A 19,845-nucleotide genomic window follows, 5' to 3' on the forward strand; every position below is an offset into this window, starting at 1 on the left:
AGAGTAGGTCATCGTCAGGCATTTATTCAGAAGAAGCCCAATTCCGAGAGGAGTTGGGCTTTTTCGTACGCATGGGGAAGACCCCCCTCTTTATATGTGGGGCCGCGCCGATAACCCCCTCGGCGCGGTCCGGCCGCTCGCAAGCTCGCGTCGTTCGTCACCCCTTGCAGCTTCGCTGCAAAAGCTCGGGGTGACTCACCCCCATGCGAGAGATAAGCTGCCTTGTTTCTAGTACAACTCCGGATACCGGAATTTTCCACAAGGTTAAGCTCGCTTTCTATAAGCGGGCGCGGGACGATAACCCCCTCGACGCGGTCCGGCCTGGTTCTTCTCAGGGGAAGGCTCGCGTCGTTCGTCCCCCCTTGCAGCTTCGCTGCAGTTCTTTTGAAGAGCGTCGGGGTGACTCACCCTGATGCGAGGGCGCTGTTGTTTGTGTGACGCCCGGAGGTCGTATACCCCTCCAGTGGCATGCTGGCATGACCGGAAAAAGACTCAAGCGTTGAACCATCGCGCTGTTCAGGGGGTGGTCATGCGGCGTCGACATTGTCATGCTTTTTTTTACGACACGCCTGGAACGGGTTCCAGGCGCGTCGCCGGGTTCGATTCGCGCATGAGGCGCGGTGAACCCTTTCCCTTCAGCCACAGAGCTGTCATGAAATCGCGGAATCCTCCGTGCTTCCTTCATGCCCATCAGGGCGCCATTCATCTTTCCCAAAAGGAGAGTCCGACAGCCTGACCCTAGTCTGCTGTCGCTACCCACCACATGAGTCATACCACCGCTTCCTCCGACTCGCGGGCTTCTTCGGCCGGTTCTCGACTGGGTGATCCCATCGTGCTCATCTTGAGCATCGGCTTCATCATGGGCTTCGTCGCCCTGTCTGTGTACGACATCGAGATGGTTGCCAACGGCATCTCTGCAGGCTTCGCCTGGACCGCCAAGACCCTGGGCAGCTATTTCCAGCTGTTGTTGCTGGCGACCTTCTTCATCGCCATGGGCATCGCCGTGTCTCCCAGCGCCAAGGCGCGTATCGGCAATCTCGAGACGCCAGAGATCAGTACCTTCAAGTGGCTGTCGATGATCATGTGCACGCTGCTCGCGGGCGGCGGTGTGTTCTTCGCCGCCGGTGAGCCGGTCTATCACTTCGTGGTGACGCCGCCGGCCTTCGACAGCGAAGCCGGGACGGCCGAGGCCATTTCAGGGGCTCTGGCCCAGTCGTTCATGCACTGGGGGCTGCTGGCCTGGGCCGTGCTGGGTACGCTGGCGTCGGTGGTGCTGGCTCATGCCCACTACGTCAAGGGACAGCCGCTGCAGCCGCGGACCCTGCTGTATCCGGTGCTGGGCGAAAAGGTCATGAAGGGGCCCTTCGGTGGCCTGGTCGACGCTCTGTGCGTGATCGCCGTGGTGGCGGGTACTGTCGGCCCCATCGGTTTCCTGGCGACTCAGGTCAGCTTCGGTTTTCATGAGCTGTTCGGTGTCAGTGAAGGCTACAGCACCCAATTGATGGTGCTTGCTGCTCTGGGGGTGGTGTACGTGACCTCGGCGGTCACCGGAATCCACAAGGGGATCCAGATCCTCAGCCGCTTCAACGTGTTTCTGGCTCTAGCGATCGCTGCGACGATCTTTATCCTGGGACCGACGCTGTTTCTGACCGATGCCTTTACCCAGGGGGCGGGCGCCTATCTGAGCTCGTTCTTCGAGATGGCGACCATGACCACCCAGACCGCACCGGACTGGTGGATGCAGTGGTGGACAGTGTTCTTCTTTGCCTGGTTTATCGGTTACGGCCCGCTGATGGCGATCTTCGTCGCTCGGATTTCTCGTGGACGCTCCATCCGGCAGATGATTCTGGCGGTGGCGGTGATGGCGCCTGTGGCTACCATGATCTGGTTCACCCTGCTGGGGGGTTCCGGCATCTACTATCAACTGAGCGGTGCCATCGATCTGACCGAGGCGTTGAACAACTTCCAGTTTGATGTCGCGACCCTGACCGTGGCCCAGGCGCTGCCCGGCGGAAGCCTGATGGCCATGGCCATCCTGCTGTTGACCACCATCTTCGTGGCGACGACCGGTGACTCCATGAGCTACGCCATTTCCGTGGTCGGTGCCGGTCACGACGAGCCCAACGCACTGGTTCGTGCCTTCTGGGGCATCGCCATGGCGCTGATGGCTGCCATTCTGCTGAGAATGGGTGCAGGCCAGATCAGTGCCCTGCAGCAGTTTATCGTGATCACCGCTATCCCGGTGTCGCTGGTGCTGCTGCCGACATTGTGGACGGCCCCTCGGGCGGCTCGTCAGATGGCCAAGGAGCAGGGCATCCTGTAATCGGGACATCGCCTCTGTTTGCCGCGGCCTGATGGCTCTGAAGGTTGAGTCCTGATGGCGGCCTCCGCTCCATTGTCTGCCCCCGACGCTTGCGTCGGGGGCAGTTTCGTATATGGCACAGCCGTCCGGCAGTGGCTACCGGATCGGCAAGTTGTGCGTCTTTCCACGCGAGCTTGTCTCAGCGTACCGGGTGTGTCGCACCTGGTGCGTCAAGCTGACCTTCGAGGCAGGGGGAAGGGCCGCGCGACTCGTCGCCAGGCGCCGTGACTGCTACCATGATCGACTTTCGTCGATCCTCTGGAGTGCCCCCGTGAATCTAACCACGCCGGCCCTGCTGTTTCCCGCCATTTCATTGCTGTTGCTGGCCTATACCAACCGCTTCCTGACCCTGGCCGGACTGATCCGCAAGCTGGCGGAGCAGGTAAAGGAGGGGGAAGAGGATCACGTCACCCAGATCCGACTACTGCGCCGGCGCATCTCGCTGACCAAGCGAATGCAGATCGCCGGGGTCTTCAGCTTCCTGCTGTGTACCCTGTCGATGTTTGCGCTGTTCCTGTCATGGACGCCGCTGGGTATGCTGCTTTTCGGCATCAGCCTGGCATCGCTGTCGATATCCCTGGTGTTTTCGTTGTGGGAGGTGGTGATCTCCACCAACGCCCTGAATGTTCAGTTGAAGGATATCGAACTGACCGCCGAGGGACGCGCCGGACTCGACTGGAGAAAGAGAACCTTTACCCATGACGCCTGATCAAATCCTTCTATTCTGTCGCCCGGGGTTCGAGCCGGACCTGGCCGCCGAGCTTACCGACCGCCTGCACGCTGAGTTCCTGGCCGAAGGCGAGGGCGCCAGCGTCGAGCCCCTGATGGAGGAGGGGCTGGTCAGGGTCAGCATGGACGGCGAGCACCCGGCCAATGACTTGCATCGTCGCCTGCGTCTCGACGAGCTGGTATTTGCCCGTCAGTCGTTGCTGGCCCTGCCGGAGCTCTCGCTGTCCCGGGACGATCGACTCTCGCCCATCTTCGAGCAGCTCAAGGCCTGTGGCTGGAGCTTCGAGTCGATCTGGCAGGAGACCCCGGATACCAACGAGGCCAAGGCGCTGAGTAGCCTGTTGAAGGCGTTGGAACGCCCGCTCAACTCCCAGCTCAAGAAGCGTGGTGCCTTGCGGCGCAAGGCGGGAGGACGACGGCTGCACCTGGTCTGGCGTGACGGTGACCGGGTCCAGCTGGCGATGAGCTTTCCCGGCAATCGCAGTGAATTCCCCGGCGGCATTCGACGTCTGCGCTTCCCCCACGCTGCGCCAAGCCGATCGACCTTGAAGCTCGAGGAGGCCTGGCATGAATTCGTGCCGCGTGACGAGTGGGACGAGCGGCTCGGGGAGGGCATGCAGGCGGCGGATCTTGGTGCTGCCCCGGGGGGCTGGACCTGGCAGCTGGTGCAGCGGGGGATGCAGGTCTACGCCATCGACAATGGCCCCATGGACAAGGCCCTGATGGCCAGCGGCATGGTCGAGCATCTGCGTGAGGATGGCTTCGTGTGGGAGCCGCCGATGCGCCTGGACTGGCTGGTCTGCGACATCGTCGACAAGCCCTCGCGCGTCATCACCATGATGGAGCGTTGGCTGTTGCAGCGCTGGTGTCGCGAGGCGGTGTTCAACTTGAAGCTGCCGATGAAGAAGCGCTGGGAGGAGGTATCGCTGTGTCTTTCCGGCCTCGCGTCACGCTTGCAGGAGGCCGGGGTTCGGGCCGAAATACGCTGTCGTCACCTCTATCACGACAGGGAAGAGGTCACCGTGCACGTTCGCCTCGATTGAGGCGGCGACACGGGCAGCAGATGGGCGTGGGTCAGTAGGCCGGTTCGAAGATCCGGACGTTCTCTGCCTCGGTCAGCAGCGGCTGGACGTGCTGCATCACTCTTTCTCGGGCCTCGCTGTTGTACCATGCCTTCCAGGCGCGCAGATCGCGCCACTTGGTGATCATCAGACGGCGGTCGGAGCGTCCTTGTTCGACCAGGCTCTCGCCGCCGAAGAAGCCATCGGCGCCCAGCGACTGGCGCATGGCCTCTCGTGCGGCCTGCTCGTATTCTTCTTCCAGGCCCGGCATGATGCGGCGCTCGATGATGATCTTGATCATGCTTTCACTCCAACTCCGAGGTATTGATGGTGGATTCTTCCGATGCGCTGCCCGCAAGCGACAAGGAACTGGATACCAGCGGTCTGTTCTGCCCTGAACCGATCATGATGATGCACAACGCGGTGCGGGACATGAGTCCTGGCCAGGTGCTCAAGGTCACGGCGACAGATCCGGCGACCACCCGAGATGTGCCCAAGTTCTGCCAGTTTCTCGGGCACGAGCTGGTGGAGCATCGCAGTCTTGAAGATGGCTCGCACTTCTACTTTATCCGGCTGGGATAAGATTGCCGAGGGAGGGGACTCAACGCTTGAGCCCCCTCCCTGGTGATGACGCTGATCCTGACGCTCCTTCCGACGCTCCTTCTTACGTTATGGCGCGGCTTCCTCATCGTCGTCAGGCATGACCATCATGGCCAGAGCTTCCAGCGTCGCCGGGTCTTCCTGGCGAATACGATTGGCGATCTGGCGCTGGAAGAAGTACACCACCCGGTGTCGGCTGTGGCCCGGGTAGAGGCAGGCGTCGCCGGGCAGTACCGGGACGGTTTCGATCAGGTTCTCGTCGGCCAGCAGGGACTCGATGGTGCCATCGCTGTACAGGCGCCAGCCGAAGACCTGCTTGAGCTGCCAGGGCGCGCCTTCCTCGTCCATGCACAGGGCGTGGGTACCCTGATGATCCGGCAGGCTCTGGATCAGGGTGGTTTCGCGGGTATCCTCGTATTCGAAGTAGGCCGCCGCGTGGGCCAGTTCCATTTCCTTGTGTTCCGGGGGCTGGTCGAACAGCTCCTCGGTTTCCGGATCACGGTAGCCGACGAAGTGACCGTGGTCCGGATCGTCGAGCTGCTCGCATGGCGTCAGCGACTCCATCCACGGGACCAGCCCGACAATATCGCCGTTCTCACGCATCCCCCAGGCCAGTATCGGCATGCCGTACAGGGTATCCGGGTGCGCGTCGAGTCGGTACACCATCTCCAGTCCATCGAGCTCCGGGGCCAGGCGAACCAGGCGTCTGCGGGCCAGTTGGCGTTGGCGCATGCTCTCCAGGTCGATGACCCGAGCGGGGCGGGGTGACAGTGGAATGCCCATGATCTCCCTCCAGCGGCTGCTTGCTTACGGCATCGCATCTCGGCCCGGGGCCGGACGCTGCGCTCTACGTCCCTGTTCTCATCAATAGCACAGACTCATCAACTAGCGTAAGTCCTCGTGGGTATCACAGCGTTGACGCCATTGCTGACGCAACCACAGGTGATCGTCTCGTACGCGCACGAAACTTGCCAGTGGCGTGGTTTCGGCTTCGAGCTCGAGCCATTGCCGGCGGTAGCCCTGAAAGGCCTGGCTGCCCGCCACATGGGCGTCCAGCAGTCGGTCCATGCCTGCGAACCAGCGTAGCGCCTGCGTCTCGAGGCGCTCAAGTGACGCTAGGGTGTCGCCTTCCTCGGGCAGCGTCGTCGTCTGTGAACATGCCGCATCAGCGCCGGTCCGGTCGTTGTCTGAGCCATGGCGGGAGGCGAGGGCGCGCTCTAGCAGTCGACTGGCTTCCTCGAGGCGTTGGCTTGCCAGCATCAGGGCGCGCATCAGCTCGGCACTCAGTGGACGATCCCGCAGGGTGGCAAGCGCCTGTTCCAGTGGCCCGGACTCTGGCGTCCACTGGCGGTCGAACTGGTGGATGACCGCTTCGTTCAGATAGCCAAGCGCCGCAAGCTGCTCGTCGACCGCCGAGAGTTCGTCGAGAGGCAGGGGAGAGCTTGCCCGCGAGAAGCTGCCGGTCCACTCCTCGGAGGAGACCAGGGCGTTGTAGCTGGCCAGCGGTAGCTGGCGTGTCTTGATGTCGGTCAGGCGAGCCAGGCGCTGGCGGTCACCCTCGGCCAGGGCGTCGGCGGCCTCGGCGTTCCAGCAGGCGCTGAGGCGGCGCCACAGACGCAGCTCGTAGAGCCAGCGCTGGCTGGGGGCGGCGGTCTTGCCAAGCTGGTTGTTGCGCTCGGCGACCAGGTTGGCGATATGGCAGCCGCGCAGGGCAAAGACGTCGAGCATGCCTTCCCTGATCGGCGGGATCTCCAGCGTCAACTGACGGCGTTCGGGGAAGTCGCCGATGTTTGCCACCGGCGCGGGCTCCGGTGGTGGCTGGTCGAGTGCCTTGGCTAGCCGCTGTTGATAGGCCAGCAGATCACGTTCCAGCGCCGAGTCGCCACAGCCCACCAGCAGCGACAGGCAGGAGGTGAGCAGCAGCCGCCACCGGCCAGGACGAAAGCCGTTCATGCTCAGCCGTCCTCCGCGCGCCTGGCAACGCTTCGGGCCTTGCGCCGGAAGCGCTCACCGAGCAGCAGCGCGGCGACGGTCAGCCCCGCGATCAGCCCGATCCAGTAGCCGTGTACCCCCATCGGTTCGATCCAGTCGCCAACCCCGTAGCGTCCCAGCAGGTGGCCGCCGCCGAGGCCGACCAGCCAGTACGCCAGCAGGGTGATGAACATGATCACCCGGGTATCCTTGTAGCCGCGCAGGGCGCCGGCGAGGGCCACCTGCAGGGAATCCGATACCTGATAGAGCATCGCCAGCCCCACCAGCGACAGGGTCAGTGCCTGGACCTCGACGTTATGGGTGTAGAGCCCGACGATGGTCTCCGCCGTCAGCCACAGCAGCAGGCTGTTGAACAGCGCCACCAACAGCGCGATCAGGATGCCGTTCCAGGCCACCAGTCGCGCCAGCCGAGGGTCGCCACCGCCGAGGGTGTTGCCGACCCGCACCGTCAAGGCCATACCCAGTGACAGCGGCAGCATGAACAGTACCGAGGTGTAGTTGAGCGCCACCTGGTGAGCGGCCACCACGATCTCGCCGAGGCTTGCGATAAACAGCGCGATCAGGGTGAACAGGGTGACCTCGACAAAGATCGCCACACCGATGGGAACGCCCACGTAGAGCAGTTCGGCGATCATCCGGGGATTCGGACGGGTGGGCGAGTGCCACAGTTCGATACTGCCATAGGCGCGGCTCTTCTGGGTGTAACGGACCATCGCCAGGGTCATCACCCACATGGCGATGGCGGTGGCGATGCCGCAGCCATAGGCGCCCAGTGCCGGCAGGTCGGCCAACCAGCCGGGGGTGGCGTCGCCCAGTAGGCGAGTAAAACCGTCGCCACCGTAGATCAGCACATAGTTGCTGGGAATATTCACGGCCAGCCCGATCAGGCTGATCCACAACGCCGGCCGGGTATGATTGACCCCGTCGGAGAACGCTCGCAGTGCCAGAAAGATAGCGACGCCGGGCATTCCGAAGGCCACTGCGCCAACATAGTCACGCGCGCGTTCTGCCACTTCCGGCGGCACTTCCATCCAGGCGAATACCGGCGCCACCGCCAGGCGCAGCAACAGCGCCGAGACCAGCCCCAGTACCAGGCCCACCCACAGCGCCTGGTGCACGTTGGGGCGAATGCCCGCCTGGCGCCCGCCCCCCAGCAGCTGGGCGACGATCGGCGTCAGCCCCATCAGGGTTCCGGTCATGAACAGCATCAAGGGCATCCACAGACTTGCACCGACGGAGACCGCGGCGAGGTCGGTGGCGCTCTGGCGGCCAGTCATCATGATATCGACGACGCTCATGCCGGCCTGGGCCAGTTGGGCACCACAGATGGGCAATGCCAGACGGATCAAGGGCCAGCTCTCGCGGCGGCTGGTGGCGCCGAGGCCGGTGGGGAAAGGACGCACGTTGGTGGGCTCCATGCAAAGAATACGGGCTTCTTGCCCTGGTGCCTTGAGTCAGCGGGCCGCTGTCGGGACAGACGGCCAAGAGGTGATCGCCGGGCAAGCGCCGACTCGGGACACGGGGTACCGTGAGAGTGTACCAGCGATGCACCATCTTGGCGCCGCAGGCCCTGGTGCCAGAGTGCGAAGGCCGAGCGCCGTCATCGGTGTCTGGTCAATCAAACCAGCGATGTCGCCAGAATCGAATGCTTCGAGAGTTTGGCTGTGCGCCAAGCCTTGGTATCCTTGCCGGCTCGCGCCAATCGGCATCGGCCACTGTTCTCGCCAGGCGGGTTCGGCAATCGTTGTCGGCAGGCGCCCTTGGCAAGCGCCCTCGCCAACATCGCTCGGTAGTGGCGCGCGGGAACAGCCTGCCGCCGCTTTTGACAAACGCCCGAACTGAAGGAGCCCTTGTGGAGCACCGCCTGGAAGACGTGATCGAACTGTTCGATGGGCTGTTTCTGGGCCCCTGCAATACCCGTCTGGTGCGTGGCGGTGATGAGCCCCTGTATCTGCCCGCCGACGAACAGGTGCCCTGGCATCGGGTGATCTTTGCGCGGGGCTTTTTTGCCAGCGTACTGCACGAGGTCAGCCACTGGTGTATCGCCGGGCCGCGTCGGCGACTACTGGAAGACTACGGCTACTGGTACGAGCCTGACGGTCGCAGCGAGATGCAGCAGCAGGCCTTCGAGAAGGTCGAGGTGGCGCCCCAGGCGCTGGAGCGCATCTTCAGCGAGGCGGCCGGGCTGACCTTTCACGTCAGCGTCGACAACCTCGGCGAGGTGGAGGTCGATCGTGAAGGCTTCGCCCGACGGGTGGCCGAGCGTGCCCGCCGTTACCGTGACGAAGGACTGCCGCGCCGTGCGGCAGCCTTCGAAGCGGCGCTGCGCGGCTTCTATCGGCAAGGGCTGGCGTTGAGCGAGGCGATCGAGCTTGGACGAGAGCAGCTCGAGCCTGCCATCGCCTGATGGCGTCGGTCACTCGATGACGTCAAGATCATCGGGTAGCAGCACCCTGCCATCATAGTCGGCTCGAACCTCGTCAAGCACGCTCTCCCGCGGGGCCGAGTAGTGCAGAACATGGGTCAGCACCAGGGTGCCGGGACGCGCTTCCCGGGCCAACTCTGCCAGTTCATCGCTCAGCGTGTGGGCGTATTGATGGTAGGCCTGCCACTGCGGTGACAGTTGTTCCCACCCCTGACGGCTGATCACCTCGTGGATCAGTACGTCTGCGCCGCTTGCCTGGCGACGCACTTCCTCGGAAAGCGACGTGTCACCCGAGATCACCAGGGTCAGGTCATCGGTGACGACCTTGTAGCCGTAGGCCTGCTCCCAGTCTCCATGAGTTACCCCGAAGGCGTGGATGCTGATGCCGGGTGACTCGTGGACCAGCCCCTCCTTCTCGATTTCGGTCACCAGGGCCCTGGCCGCCGCAGGATTGGTGACAGGACTCTTGTCGGCCAGGCGCGTATTGGTGTCCTCGGCCAGCATGGTGTAGACCCCTTGGCTCATGGCCTCGGTACCCACCGGGCCGACCACCGAGATGGGCTGCTCGCGGCGCCACCAGTAGGTGCCGAGCAGTTCCGGGTAATCCAGTACATGGTCGCTGTGGAGGTGGGTCAGAAACAGCCGCTCGATGTTCACCGGGGCGAGCGCTTCGATGCCCATTCGCTCCTGGGCCTGGCTGGCGCGCTCGACGACGCCGGGGCCAACATCGAAGAGATAGGCCTCGCCATCATGGATGACCGCGACCCCGGAACCGGCCCGCTCCCCGTCGGGTACCGGGGTGCCGGTGCCCAGCATCACGATACTGGTGTCGGCCTGGGCGGAGGTGGACAGGGTTGCGCTGAAAAGGGCTGCGCTGGCCAGCGCCAGAAAGGTGGCGATGGCGCGGGGGGCAGGTCGGGGTCCGGCAAGACGACGGGGCTGGGCAAAAGACGTGGCAATGGTCGTGGCAATGTTCGTGGCAATGTTCGTGGCAATGGGCATGGGCTCACTCTCTCGAAGCTTGTTGTTCGTATAGCGCACTTAAGTTCGATTTGTTGGGAAGAACAAGCGTGGCTCGAGAGGAGGGAGGAGACCAGTCGACCAAGGTATACCGTGACCACCAAGCGGGGGTGACGCCAGCCGCTGCTTTGCTTCGCGCCGGGAGGGGCGGTACTGCTTCGTGACCAAGCGATAGTTCGCGAGAACGCCTGAAGCCCTGGTAACAGGGTATGGAGCTATGGGAGGGCCGGTGGGAGGGCTGGCGGGAAGACTGACGGGAGGACTGGCGGGAGGGCTGACGGTCCGAGTCGCACCGTCAGCGGTCGCATTTCGTTTGCGGACTCAGTCGCTGTCGCTTAGTCGCTTGTGCAGATGCAACATTACCTCTACCTCCTGCTCCGGACGCATGGGCTCGAGGCCCAGTTCGGCAAACAGCTCGTTGCGGGCGCGCGCCCACTCGCCAGGATCCAGGTCGGGATAGAGGGATTCTGCCGGGGCCAGCTCGACGAACGGATCCAGGCCGTAGGTGTCGAACAGCCGTGAGATGGCCGCCTCGTCGTCGAATACGCCGGCGGTCAGCAGGGTGGCGTTGAAGTGATCGGTTTCCAGTTCACGGATCACGTCCAGCGGACTCACGCCGATGCTGGCCAGCTCCTCGCGGCTGTAGTCGCCGAGGGACACCGTCTCGGCATCGAGCCAGTCCTCGTCGGGCTGGATCAGGGTGTGCTTGATGCGGCCATCGTCGAGGCTCCAGGCGATGGCCAGGGGCAGATCGCCGTCGCCGCCGGTCTCCACGGCGATAAAGGCAGGCATGTCGTCCATGTCAGGACTCCTTGATATCGAAGAAGGCGCGGGCCGTCGCGGTGCTGCTGACGGCAAGCTCAGCTTCGCTTTCGCCGCGCCAGTGGGCGATCTCTCGCACGATCCAGGGCAGCAGCGCCGGCTCGTGGCGGCGCCCCTTGAGCTTGGCCGGCAGATTACGCGGCAACAGATAGGGACAGTCGGTCTCTACCATCAGTCGATTGGCGGCGATGTCGCCCACCAGATCACGTAGATGATGGCCCCTGCGCTCGTCGCAGATCCAGCCGGTCAGGCCGATGTGCAGGTCAAGATCCAGGTAGCCGTGGAGCGTCTCGCGATCCGCGGTGAAGCAATGTATCACCGCCCGTGAAATATCATCTCGCCAGGCGCCGAGGATGTCACGCATTCGGGCACCGGCGTCGCGCTCGTGCAGGAACAATGGCAGCCCCGACTCGGCAGCCAGGGCGAGTTGCGCCTCGAAGGCGCGTTCCTGTTCGGCCGGGGTCGAGAAGTTGCGATTGAAGTCGAGGCCACATTCTCCCACCGCGACCACTTGGGGCTTTTGGTGTAGCTCGGCCATGGCGGCTTCGAGCTCCGTACCCCATTCGCTGGCCTGGTGCGGGTGGATGCCGGCGGTGGCGTAAAGGCCTTCGTGGGCCTGGCACAGGGCCACCGCCTGTTCGGCATGCTCACGATCGGTACCGGTGAGAATCAGCGTCTCGACGCCGGCCGCGCGGGCACGGGCGAGGGTGGCATCGATATCGTGGGTAAAGCTCTCGTGGGTCAGGTTTGCGCCGATGTCGACCAGAGGGGCAGGCGAGTGAAAGCGCAGCGGCTCCGGCAGCGGGTTCGGCAGCGTCTCGTCTGGGGCTGGCTTGTCTGGGACGGACAACGCGGTCTCCTTGGGGCGGCTATATCGATGGAGGCGCATTGTACCTGTGTGTCGGCGGCACAACCACGTGGTGCGGTGCTCGAGGTGGCCATGTCGCTGATCGCGTGGTCTCTGATTTTGACTCTCAGGTGGGATCGGTCATGCCAGCAGGAGGGGGGCATGAGGTACACTGTCGCGATGATCAAGCGAAGAGGTGAAGCGTGACCCTGCTACGATTGGAGCAGTTGCAACTGGCCTATGGCCACCATGTGTTGCTCGACGGTGCCGACCTGGTGCTCGAGCGGGGAGAGCGGCTGGCGCTGGTGGGCCGCAATGGCACCGGCAAGTCCACGCTGCTGAGACTGGTGGCGGGCGAGAATCAGGCCGACAGCGGCACCATCTGGCGCGCCCCGGGGCTCAAGATCGGGGTGCTCGAGCAGGACCTGCCCGAGGCCAGCGGCGAGACCATCTTTGATGTGGTGGCCCAGGGCCTGCCCGAGGCCGGCGATCTGCTGTCCGAGTATCACCATCTGGTGCAGTCCGAGGATCCGGACATGAACCGCATGGCGACGCTGCAGACGCGGCTGGAGGCCATCGACGGCTGGTCGTTCCACCAGCGGATCGATGTGGTGCTGACCCGCCTGGGGCTGCCCGAAGACGCCGAGATGTCCTCGCTGTCGGGCGGCTGGCGCCGGCGGGTGGCGCTGGCTCGGGCGCTGGTCGCCGAACCTGATCTGCTGCTGCTCGATGAGCCGACCAACCACCTGGACCTGGACACCATCGCCTGGCTCGAGGAACAGCTTGCCGCCTTTGCCGGCGCGGTGCTGTTCATCACCCACGACCGCGCCTTTCTGTCGCGTCTGGCCACCGGGATCCTCGAGCTGGATCGTGGCAAGCTCGGGCGCTATCCCGGTGACTACGCCACCTACCAGGCTCAGAAGCAGCACGAGCTCGAGGTCGAGGCCCGGGAGAATGCCGAGTTCGACAAGAAACTGGCCCAGGAAGAAGCCTGGATTCGTCAGGGGATCAAGGCCCGGCGTACGCGCAACGAAGGACGGGTGAGGGCGCTCGAGCAGTTGCGCCGCGAACGTAGCCAGCGGCGCGAGCGCCAGGGCAATGCTTCGCTGACGGTAGATACCGGCGAACGCAGCGGCAAGCGGGTGGTGGAGCTGTCTCACGTCACCCAGCACTTCGAGGACGCGACGGTCATCCGTGACCTGAATATCGAGATTCAGCGTGGGGATCGTATCGGCCTGATCGGGCGCAATGGCGCCGGCAAGACCACCCTGTTGAAGATCCTGCTGGGCGAACTCGAGCCGAGCGAAGGCACGGTGCGACTGGGGACCAAGCTACAGGTCGCCTACTTCGACCAGCTCCGGGCCGGGCTCGAGCCTGAGCGCACCGTCTACGACAACGTGGCCCAGGGCAGTGATCGGGTCACGGTGGGTGGCAAGGACCGCCACGTGATGAGCTACCTGCAGGACTTTCTGTTCTCGCCGGAGCGTGCGCGTCAGCCGGTCAAGGCACTGTCCGGGGGCGAGTCCAACCGCCTGCTGCTGGCCAAGCTGTTCACCCAGCCGGCCAACGTGCTGGTGCTCGATGAGCCGACCAATGACCTGGACGTCGAGACCCTGGAGCTGCTCGAGGAATTGTTGCTCAACTTCGACGGCACCCTGTTGCTGGTATCACACGACCGCGCCTTCATGGACAACGTGGTGACCAGCGTGCTGGCCTTCGAAGGCAGGGGGCAGGTACGCGAGTACGTCGGTGGCTACAGCGACTGGGTCCGCCAGGGCGGCAAGTTGCCGCCGGCGCCCTGGGAGGGGGCAGCGCGCCAGCGGGTGGAGCCGACCGCGGATGACGCGGCACCGGCACCGGCATCCAGCAAGACGGATACGGTGGACACGGCCGCAGCGCCAGCCAAGGCCAAGCCGGTCAAGCTATCCTACAAGCTGCAGCGGGAGCTCGATGGCCTTCCGGCGGAGATCGAACGGCTGGAGTCTGAGGTTGCCGAGCTCGAGGCGGAGGCGGGCAAGCCCGACTTCTACCAGCAGCCATCCGGTGTGGTCACCGAGCGTCTGGCGTTGCTGCAGGAGACCCAGGAACGCCTCGACGCGGTCATGGAGCGCTGGATGGAACTCGAGGCCATGGCCGCCGGCGAGTAGACCCGGACGCGCTCTGGCCCCTTTGCGTGGTACCGAGGAGTCGCTCGAAAGGCGCCTCGCAAAAGGTGTCTTGCGAATGGTGTCTTGCGAAAAAAGCTCGCCCGTCCACCGCTTGGGTGGACGGGCGAGGGCAAGCTCCCGGGAATGAACGGGGCAGTGGGTGCGATCCGGTTGCCGCGAGGTGCGATCCGGTCAACCGCTGGGGTTACTCTTCGCTTTCCTTGCCGACGCGCACGGCCAGTACGTCGCACTGAGCACCATGGAGCACGCCGGTGGAGGTGGAGCCGAGCAGCAGCGCAAAGCCATGACGGCCGTGGGAGCCGACCACAATCAGGTCGACGTCGTGTTCATCGGCGAAGCGATGGATCTCGGTATCGGGCATGCCGACGACCACGTGCTGGTCGTCGCGCGCCACGTGGGCATCGGCGATCTCGGCCAGGCGCTGCTTGGCATGGTCGTCCAACTGGTCCTGGATGCTGGTCAGGTCCATGGGGATGTCGCCCCCGTAGGCAAAGCCGAGGGGCTCCAGCGTATGCATGATCGACAGCTTCGCGTGGTTGCGATCGGCGATCTGCAGGGCGCGTTCGAGGATCTTGTGGGAGTCCTTGGTGAGGTCCACGGCCACCAGCACATGACGATATTCATTGCTCACGGGACTACGCCTCCAGCGGCGGTCGGTTGAGAAAAGGTCTGTGCTTCCACTCTAGGCCGCCAGTCCCGTCAAAACAATGCTGATGATCAACGATTTTTCTGAGGAAACCGTATGTTGTGGCTGCTGATCCTGGGGGTGGTAGGAATGGTCTTTGCCCCGGCCATGTGGCTGCGGCCCACCGCCCGAGAGCGTCGTCAGGGGTCGCTGCGCCAGGTGGCGATCGAGGCGGGGGCCAGCGTCAAGCTGGAGACGCCACCGCTGCACGGCGAGACCGACAAGATGGCGGCCTATCGCTGGGTCTATCCGAGTCAGCGGCCTGGCCCACGTTTTGTGCTGGTACGCACAGAACGTGCCAGCGAGGCGCTCAAGTCGTTCGACTACGATAATGGCTGGCGCTGGCGGATTCAGCCGCTGGAGCCGTTGCCATCGGTGATCAATGCGCGACTGTCGCGTCTGCTGACCCAGCTGCCCGAGGACGCCTGCGTGGTCGAATCCAGCGACAAGGCCTTGACGCTGTGGTGGGAAGAGTCGCTGGAGGCCGACGCCTTCGGCAGCCTGGCGGCGCCTGCGACGGCGCTACGCGACGCCCTGCAGGGACGTCCGGATCGTCCCGCCGCCAATTTGCCGAACTCGCCGCCCTGATATTGGCGGCTCTAACTTGGACGATGGCGATCGACCACCCAGGATCGAACAGGGCTGCGTCAGGCTGGGTATCCGGCCCAGGTGTCAGGGTGGGCCCTGAAGGCGATCTCGGCGAGGCTCTTGCTGGGCTCGTCGTGCTCAGGTGTCAGCGCTGGCAATCGTCCGGCGTCAGCAAGGCCTGACCGTTGGCCTCGATGCGGCTGAGCATGTCGCTGAGTCTTTCCTGTTCCTGCTCGTCCAGCCCCTTGAGCATCTCTTCCCTGGCCTGTTGCACGATGGCATCGATCTTCTCGAGCAGAGGCGTCGCCTGCTTGGTCAGGTGCACGCGTTTGGTGCGGCGATCCTGGTCACAGGGACAGCGCTCGACCAGGCCCTGCTCGCAAAGCTGATCCAGCGTCCTGACCAGCGACGGCGCCTCGACGCCGATGGCCCGCGCCAGGTCGCACTGGGGCTGCCCGTCCGGCATGCGCCACAGGTGATAGAGCGTCACCCACCGCGTCTGGGTCAGTCCCAACGGTGCGAGGCGCTGATCGAGCACCGCACGCCAGATGCGTGGTGCCCGAGACAGTTGAAATCCGATGTTCTCGTTCATAGTGATCAAGATCGCAAGGCTGCAAATGATTTGATTGTCCGAACGCAGCGGCGGTAATGCAAGCCAACTCCCTCCTTTGCTTCGAAACTGCGCCTATTCTTCACTCTTCGGGGGTACAGCCGCTCCCTGGCTGTCGCTCGTTCGCGACTCACGACTCACGCCCTGTCTCACCGTTGTCGTGTTCCCCTTCATCGTCTGCTTGCGGCGCTTGCTCCTCCTTGCCCTCGCGATCACCTTTCTGTTCGGCCGGCTGCTCGCCTGCCGAATTGCTCTCCCTCGTCTCGCCGCTTTGTCCCGAGTCATCTTTCGGCTCACCCTCCGCATCCTCTTCAGCAGGGGCTGGCTCCTCGTGATTCGGCGGCTCTTGCTGGCGTGCCTTGTCGGATGCCATGTCCGGTGTCTCCTGCTGTCCCTCGGGGCGGGCGGTCAACCAGCGTAGCCTGAGGCCGGGAATGCCCGCCTGGGTATCGATGCTGGCGTCGGCGGTGGTCGCCGCCCCAGGGTCTTCGGCAACCTCGAAGCGCAGTACGCCGATACGTTGGCCGCCGGCGGTCATCACATCGATGCGCCAGCTGCCGCTGCTGGCCTTGGGGAAGTTCTGCTTGCGGGTCCAGGCGCGATAGCCCTCGGCACGTCCGCCGTAGATATTCAGCGCGATGCGGTCGACGAGTTCTCCCTCGTGGCGCCACTCGTGTACCACCTCTTCCTTCAAGCCGCGTGGCGCATGGATTGCGGTGTAGGCATAGAGCCCTCGGGACGACAGCGCCTCCGGTGTCAGCGCCATGGAGCCCTGCGGCGTGCGTGCGGCCTCGTCGAAGGCCGGCGACAGGGCGCTGCCGGACAACCACAGGGTCGCCGGCGGCACCCACACCCGGCCCAGCCAGGCGACCCCGGCCAATAGCGGCAGCAGCGCGAACATCGCCAGCCAGCGGGCAGGACTCATGGGGCGCAGCAGATGCAACAGACTCGGCAGGCTGAATACCACCATGGCCACGGCGGCCGCCAGCATGCTCTGACCGGTACTCAGGTGCAGGACCAACGGCAGGGTCACCAGCACCACCAGGAACACGCACTGGGCGTGGAACACGAAGTAGAGCCAGCGCTTGCGTTCGGCCAGTCGGTAGTAGAGCGGATCAACGATGGACAGCACCGCCATGCCAAGCATGAACAGGGTGAACAGCGCCTGACCGCTGCTCCACACCGTGGTGGCGACCAGAAAGGGCAGGGCGAAGAACAGCGTCTCCTGGTGGATCATCTGGGCGATGAAGGTGGTGACGCCACGGGGCAGGGCAGGATAGCCGCGCCGCACCATCAGGCGTCCGATCAGACTCTCCGACAGCAGCAGGGTCCAGGCCAGCAACATGCCCCCGGCCAGCAGTACGCCGAGCCATTGCTGGCGCTCGACCAGAAAGAAGCTGGCGACACCGGCAGCGAAGGCCAGCGGTGGCCACAGCCAGTGCCAGGGCCGCAGACGCGCTACCCAGGTCTCGATGAATCGCTGCGTCGCGTTGAGGGTGGTGCGCTGAGGGGGCGAGGAGGGCATGGCGTGGTCCGCGGCGGCTGGGAGGGGCATGCTATCAGTATGCTTAAACGCTGGTGAAGCGCCGCTGCATGCTTCAACGCCTCGCAAGCCCTCTAAGGTATTGGTAGGGGTTGACGGAAGTGAATCTTTGCACCAAGCTGGCGAAATCAAACGGGCGTATGAATGTCGCCTGGCCCATCGCTTGTCGGGCCCTTTCCGGATGACACGGCATGACTTCAGTGGAGATGCGTGGATGATCTATCAAGGCAATGCCATTTCGGTGGCTCGCAATGGCGACGATATCGCCACTCTGACCTTCGACTTGAAGGATGAATCGGTCAACAAGCTCTCTGGCGCGGTGATCAAGGAGCTGGGCGAAGCGCTGGACGCGGTACGCGGCGAGAGCGGCGTCAAGGGCCTGATGCTGAAAAGTGCCAAGGACGCCTTTATCGTCGGTGCCGACATCACCGAGTTTCACGCCATGTTCGGCAAGGACGAGGCGGAGATCCAGGGCATGCTCGAGCAGGTCCACGGTATCTTCAATGGCCTCGAGGACCTGCCCTTCCCGACGGTCAGCGCGATCAACGGCCTGGCCCTCGGTGGCGGCTGTGAGGTGGTGCTGTCCACCGACTTCCGCGTGATGACGCCTGACGCCAAGATCGGCCTGCCCGAGACCAAGCTCGGTATCGTCCCCGGCTGGGGCGGCTGCGTACGTCTGCCCAGGGTGATCGGCGCCGACAACGCTATCGAGTGGATCGCCGGCGGCACCGAGAACCGTGCCGACGCCTGCCTCAAGGTCGGCGCCGTGGATGCGGTGGTGTCCGCCGATGACCTCGAGGCAGCGGCGCTCGACATGCTGGCGCGAGCCAACGCCGGCGAACTCGACTTCAAGGCCCGGCGCGAGGAAAAGAACAGCGCGCTGAACCTCAATCCGGTCGAGCAGATGATGGTGTTCGAGACCTCCAAGGGATATGTCGCCGGCAAGGCCGGGCCGCACTATCCGGCGCCGGTGGAAGCGATCAAGGTGATCCAGAAGGGCGCCGGTGAAGGTCGTGCGCGGGCCCAGGCGATCGAGGCCAAGGCCTTCTGCAAGATGGCCAAGACCGACGTCTGCTACAACCTGGTCGGGCTGTTCCTCAACGACCAGGTGGTCAAGAAGAAGGGCGGCAAGTACGCCAGCAAGGCGCAACCGGTGCGCCAGGCGGCGGTGCTCGGTGCCGGCATCATGGGCGGCGGAATCGCCTACCAGAGCGCCTCCAAGGGCACCCCGATCCTGATGAAGGATATCAAGGAAGACGCCATCGAGCTGGGCCTCAAGGAGGCGCGCAAGCTGTTCGGCAAGCAGGCCTCCCGCGGCAAGCTGTCCGTCGAAGGTGTGGCCGAGAAGCTCGCCAACATTCGTCCGACGCTGTCCTACGGTGATTTCGACAATGTCGACCTGGTGGTCGAGGCGGTGGTCGAGAACCCCAAGGTCAAGGGTGCGGTGCTCAGCGAGGTCGAGCAGCAGGTGAGCGACAACACCATCCTGGCGTCCAACACCTCGACCATCTCGATCACCCGACTGGCCGAGAACCTGAAGCGTCCCGAGAACTTCTGCGGCATGCACTTCTTCAACCCGGTGCACCGCATGCCGCTGGTCGAGGTCATCCGTGGCGAGAAGACCAGCGACGCAGCCGTGGCCGCCACCGTGGCCTACGCCAAGGCCATGGGCAAGACGCCGATCGTGGTCAACGACTGCCCGGGCTTCCTGGTCAATCGCGTGCTGTTCCCCTATTTCGGTGGTTTCAGCCTGCTGGTCGAAAAGGGTGCCGACTACCAGCGCGTCGACAAGGTGATGGAGAAGTTCGGCTGGCCGATGGGCCCGGCCTATCTGCTCGACGTGGTCGGCATGGATACCGCGGTGCACGCCAACGAGGTGATGGCCGAAGGCTTCCCCGACCGCATGGCGCGTGACGCCAAGACCGCCATTCAGGTGATGTTCGACAACGATCGCCTGGGGCAGAAGAACGCCAAGGGCTTCTACGCCTACGAAGAGGATCGCAAGGGCAAGCCCAGAAAGGTCAGCGACGAGGCCGCCATCGAGCTGGTCAAGCAGGTGGTCAGCGAGAACCGCGAGTTCTCCGACGAAGAGATCATCGCGCGGATGATGGTGCCGCTGTGCATGGAGACCGTGCGCTGTCTCGAAGATGACATCGTCGGCACCCCGGCCGAGGCCGACATGGCGCTGATCTACGGCATTGGCTTCCCTCCCTTCCGAGGTGGTGCACTGCGCTATATCGATGCCATGGGTGTGGCCGAATTCGTCGCCCTGGCCGACAGCCTGGCCGAGGAGCTCGGGCCGCTTTATGCGCCCACCGATGGCCTGCGTGAGATGGCCAACAGTGGCAAGACCTTCTACGCCGACGCCAAGTGACCCCACCAGACAGGAGAAG

The 19,845-nt window shown here is 64.2% G+C and carries 18 protein-coding genes and 1 pseudogene; 8 read left to right on the plus strand and 11 right to left on the minus strand.

Features of this window, described 5'->3' with window-relative positions; genetic code table 11:
• Positions 1-763: 763 nt before the first annotated feature.
• The 3 genes from RBB39_RS06605 (at position 764) to rlmM (ending at position 4,134) form a co-directional block, all read left to right on the plus strand.
• Positions 764-2,323, plus strand: coding sequence for a BCCT family transporter (locus tag RBB39_RS06605; RefSeq protein ID WP_045992980.1), 1,560 nt, complete (start codon positions 764-766; stop codon positions 2,321-2,323).
• A gap of 310 nt (positions 2,324-2,633) precedes the next feature.
• Positions 2,634-3,071, plus strand: coding sequence for a DUF2721 domain-containing protein (locus RBB39_RS06610; RefSeq protein WP_045992979.1), 438 nt, complete (start codon positions 2,634-2,636; stop codon positions 3,069-3,071).
• Complete coding sequence (rlmM, locus tag RBB39_RS06615) at positions 3,061-4,134, plus strand: 23S rRNA (cytidine(2498)-2'-O)-methyltransferase RlmM (RefSeq protein ID WP_045992978.1); 1,074 nt, start codon at positions 3,061-3,063, stop codon at positions 4,132-4,134. The genes RBB39_RS06610 and rlmM overlap by 11 nt, the downstream gene beginning before the upstream one ends.
• Before the next feature lie 31 nt (positions 4,135-4,165).
• On the opposite strand, the gene RBB39_RS06620 is transcribed toward rlmM, so the two are convergent.
• Complete coding sequence (locus tag RBB39_RS06620) at positions 4,166-4,453, minus strand: antibiotic biosynthesis monooxygenase (protein WP_045992977.1); 288 nt, start codon at positions 4,451-4,453, stop codon at positions 4,166-4,168.
• 26 nt (positions 4,454-4,479) lie between these two features.
• Here RBB39_RS06620 and tusA point away from each other — a divergent pair, with 26 nt between their 5' ends.
• Positions 4,480-4,734 (plus strand): sulfurtransferase TusA, encoded by a 255-nt coding sequence (gene tusA, locus RBB39_RS06625; protein WP_045992976.1) that lies wholly within the window; start codon positions 4,480-4,482, stop codon positions 4,732-4,734.
• Between the two features lie 87 nt (positions 4,735-4,821).
• Here the strand turns inward: tusA and RBB39_RS06630 are convergent, their stop codons facing one another.
• From RBB39_RS06630 to RBB39_RS06640, 4 genes and pseudogenes are all read right to left on the minus strand, one after another.
• A complete protein-coding gene (locus tag RBB39_RS06630) occupies positions 4,822-5,535 on the minus strand; it encodes a hypothetical protein (RefSeq protein WP_045992975.1) in 714 nt (237 codons plus the stop codon).
• Positions 5,536-5,633: 98 nt separating this feature from the next.
• A complete protein-coding gene (locus tag RBB39_RS22750; protein WP_371931864.1) occupies positions 5,634-5,861 on the minus strand; it encodes a prepilin-type N-terminal cleavage/methylation domain-containing protein in 228 nt (75 codons plus the stop codon).
• Between the two features lie 91 nt (positions 5,862-5,952).
• Positions 5,953-6,705: pseudogene (locus RBB39_RS06635) on the minus strand (DUF3080 family protein); the annotation flags it as partial.
• Between the two features lie 2 nt (positions 6,706-6,707).
• Complete coding sequence (locus RBB39_RS06640) at positions 6,708-8,147, minus strand: MATE family efflux transporter (RefSeq protein WP_231498674.1); 1,440 nt, start codon at positions 8,145-8,147, stop codon at positions 6,708-6,710.
• A gap of 449 nt (positions 8,148-8,596) precedes the next feature.
• On the opposite strand from RBB39_RS06640, the gene RBB39_RS06645 reads away from it, so the two are divergent.
• Positions 8,597-9,151: an elongation factor P hydroxylase gene (locus tag RBB39_RS06645; protein WP_045992972.1), complete on the plus strand. Its 555-nt coding sequence runs from the start codon at positions 8,597-8,599 to the stop codon at positions 9,149-9,151.
• 9 nt (positions 9,152-9,160) lie between these two features.
• Here RBB39_RS06645 and RBB39_RS06650 read toward each other — a convergent pair whose 3' ends face one another.
• From RBB39_RS06650 to RBB39_RS06660, 3 genes are all read right to left on the minus strand, one after another.
• Positions 9,161-10,171, minus strand: coding sequence for an MBL fold metallo-hydrolase (locus RBB39_RS06650; RefSeq protein ID WP_253028415.1), 1,011 nt, complete (start codon positions 10,169-10,171; stop codon positions 9,161-9,163).
• Between the two features lie 339 nt (positions 10,172-10,510).
• Complete coding sequence (locus RBB39_RS06655; protein WP_045992971.1) at positions 10,511-10,990, minus strand: hypothetical protein; 480 nt, start codon at positions 10,988-10,990, stop codon at positions 10,511-10,513.
• Between the two features lies 1 nt (position 10,991).
• Positions 10,992-11,861 (minus strand): TatD family hydrolase, encoded by an 870-nt coding sequence (locus tag RBB39_RS06660; RefSeq protein ID WP_045992970.1) that lies wholly within the window; start codon positions 11,859-11,861, stop codon positions 10,992-10,994.
• A gap of 200 nt (positions 11,862-12,061) precedes the next feature.
• Between RBB39_RS06660 and RBB39_RS06665 the strand changes: the two genes are divergently transcribed.
• Positions 12,062-14,005, plus strand: coding sequence for an ATP-binding cassette domain-containing protein (locus tag RBB39_RS06665; RefSeq protein ID WP_045992969.1), 1,944 nt, complete (start codon positions 12,062-12,064; stop codon positions 14,003-14,005).
• A 205-nt stretch (positions 14,006-14,210) separates the two neighbouring features.
• Here the strand turns inward: RBB39_RS06665 and RBB39_RS06670 are convergent, their stop codons facing one another.
• Positions 14,211-14,657: a universal stress protein gene (locus tag RBB39_RS06670; RefSeq protein ID WP_045992968.1), complete on the minus strand. Its 447-nt coding sequence runs from the start codon at positions 14,655-14,657 to the stop codon at positions 14,211-14,213.
• 111 nt (positions 14,658-14,768) lie between these two features.
• Between RBB39_RS06670 and RBB39_RS06675 the strand changes: the two genes are divergently transcribed.
• Complete coding sequence (locus tag RBB39_RS06675) at positions 14,769-15,299, plus strand: hypothetical protein (RefSeq protein ID WP_045992967.1); 531 nt, start codon at positions 14,769-14,771, stop codon at positions 15,297-15,299.
• Positions 15,300-15,444: 145 nt separating this feature from the next.
• Here RBB39_RS06675 and slyA read toward each other — a convergent pair whose 3' ends face one another.
• Together slyA and RBB39_RS06685 are read right to left on the minus strand one after the other, a co-directional pair.
• On the minus strand, positions 15,445-15,891 hold the full coding sequence (slyA, locus tag RBB39_RS06680; protein ID WP_045992966.1) for a transcriptional regulator SlyA: 447 nt from the start codon (positions 15,889-15,891) through the stop codon (positions 15,445-15,447).
• A gap of 148 nt (positions 15,892-16,039) precedes the next feature.
• Positions 16,040-17,434: a DUF5924 family protein gene (locus RBB39_RS06685; protein WP_083970420.1), complete on the minus strand. Its 1,395-nt coding sequence runs from the start codon at positions 17,432-17,434 to the stop codon at positions 16,040-16,042.
• Positions 17,435-17,666: 232 nt separating this feature from the next.
• Between RBB39_RS06685 and fadB the strand changes: the two genes are divergently transcribed.
• A complete protein-coding gene (fadB, locus tag RBB39_RS06690; RefSeq protein WP_045992965.1) occupies positions 17,667-19,826 on the plus strand; it encodes a fatty acid oxidation complex subunit alpha FadB in 2,160 nt (719 codons plus the stop codon).
• The last annotated feature ends 19 nt before the right edge of the window (positions 19,827-19,845 follow it).

Source organism: Halomonas sp. MMSF_3323, from assembly GCF_030733595.1.
Lineage (GTDB): Bacteria > Pseudomonadota > Gammaproteobacteria > Pseudomonadales > Halomonadaceae > Halomonas > Halomonas litopenaei.

Coding starts and splice junctions, on each gene's coding strand:
- RBB39_RS06605 (WP_045992980.1), top strand. CDS start 764: ATGAGTCATACCACCGCTTCCTCCGACTCGCGGGCTTCTTCGGCCGGT.
- rlmM (WP_045992978.1), top strand. CDS start 3,061: ATGACGCCTGATCAAATCCTTCTATTCTGTCGCCCGGGGTTCGAGCCG.
- RBB39_RS06620 (WP_045992977.1), bottom strand. CDS start 4,453: ATGATCAAGATCATCATCGAGCGCCGCATCATGCCGGGCCTGGAAGAA.
- tusA (WP_045992976.1), top strand. CDS start 4,480: ATGGTGGATTCTTCCGATGCGCTGCCCGCAAGCGACAAGGAACTGGAT.
- RBB39_RS06630 (WP_045992975.1), bottom strand. CDS start 5,535: ATGGGCATTCCACTGTCACCCCGCCCCGCTCGGGTCATCGACCTGGAG.
- RBB39_RS06650 (WP_253028415.1), bottom strand. CDS start 10,171: ATGCCCATTGCCACGAACATTGCCACGAACATTGCCACGACCATTGCC.
- RBB39_RS06655 (WP_045992971.1), bottom strand. CDS start 10,990: ATGGACGACATGCCTGCCTTTATCGCCGTGGAGACCGGCGGCGACGGC.
- RBB39_RS06675 (WP_045992967.1), top strand. CDS start 14,769: ATGTTGTGGCTGCTGATCCTGGGGGTGGTAGGAATGGTCTTTGCCCCG.
- slyA (WP_045992966.1), bottom strand. CDS start 15,891: ATGAACGAGAACATCGGATTTCAACTGTCTCGGGCACCACGCATCTGG.
- RBB39_RS06685 (WP_083970420.1), bottom strand. CDS start 17,434: ATGCCCTCCTCGCCCCCTCAGCGCACCACCCTCAACGCGACGCAGCGA.
- fadB (WP_045992965.1), top strand. CDS start 17,667: ATGATCTATCAAGGCAATGCCATTTCGGTGGCTCGCAATGGCGACGAT.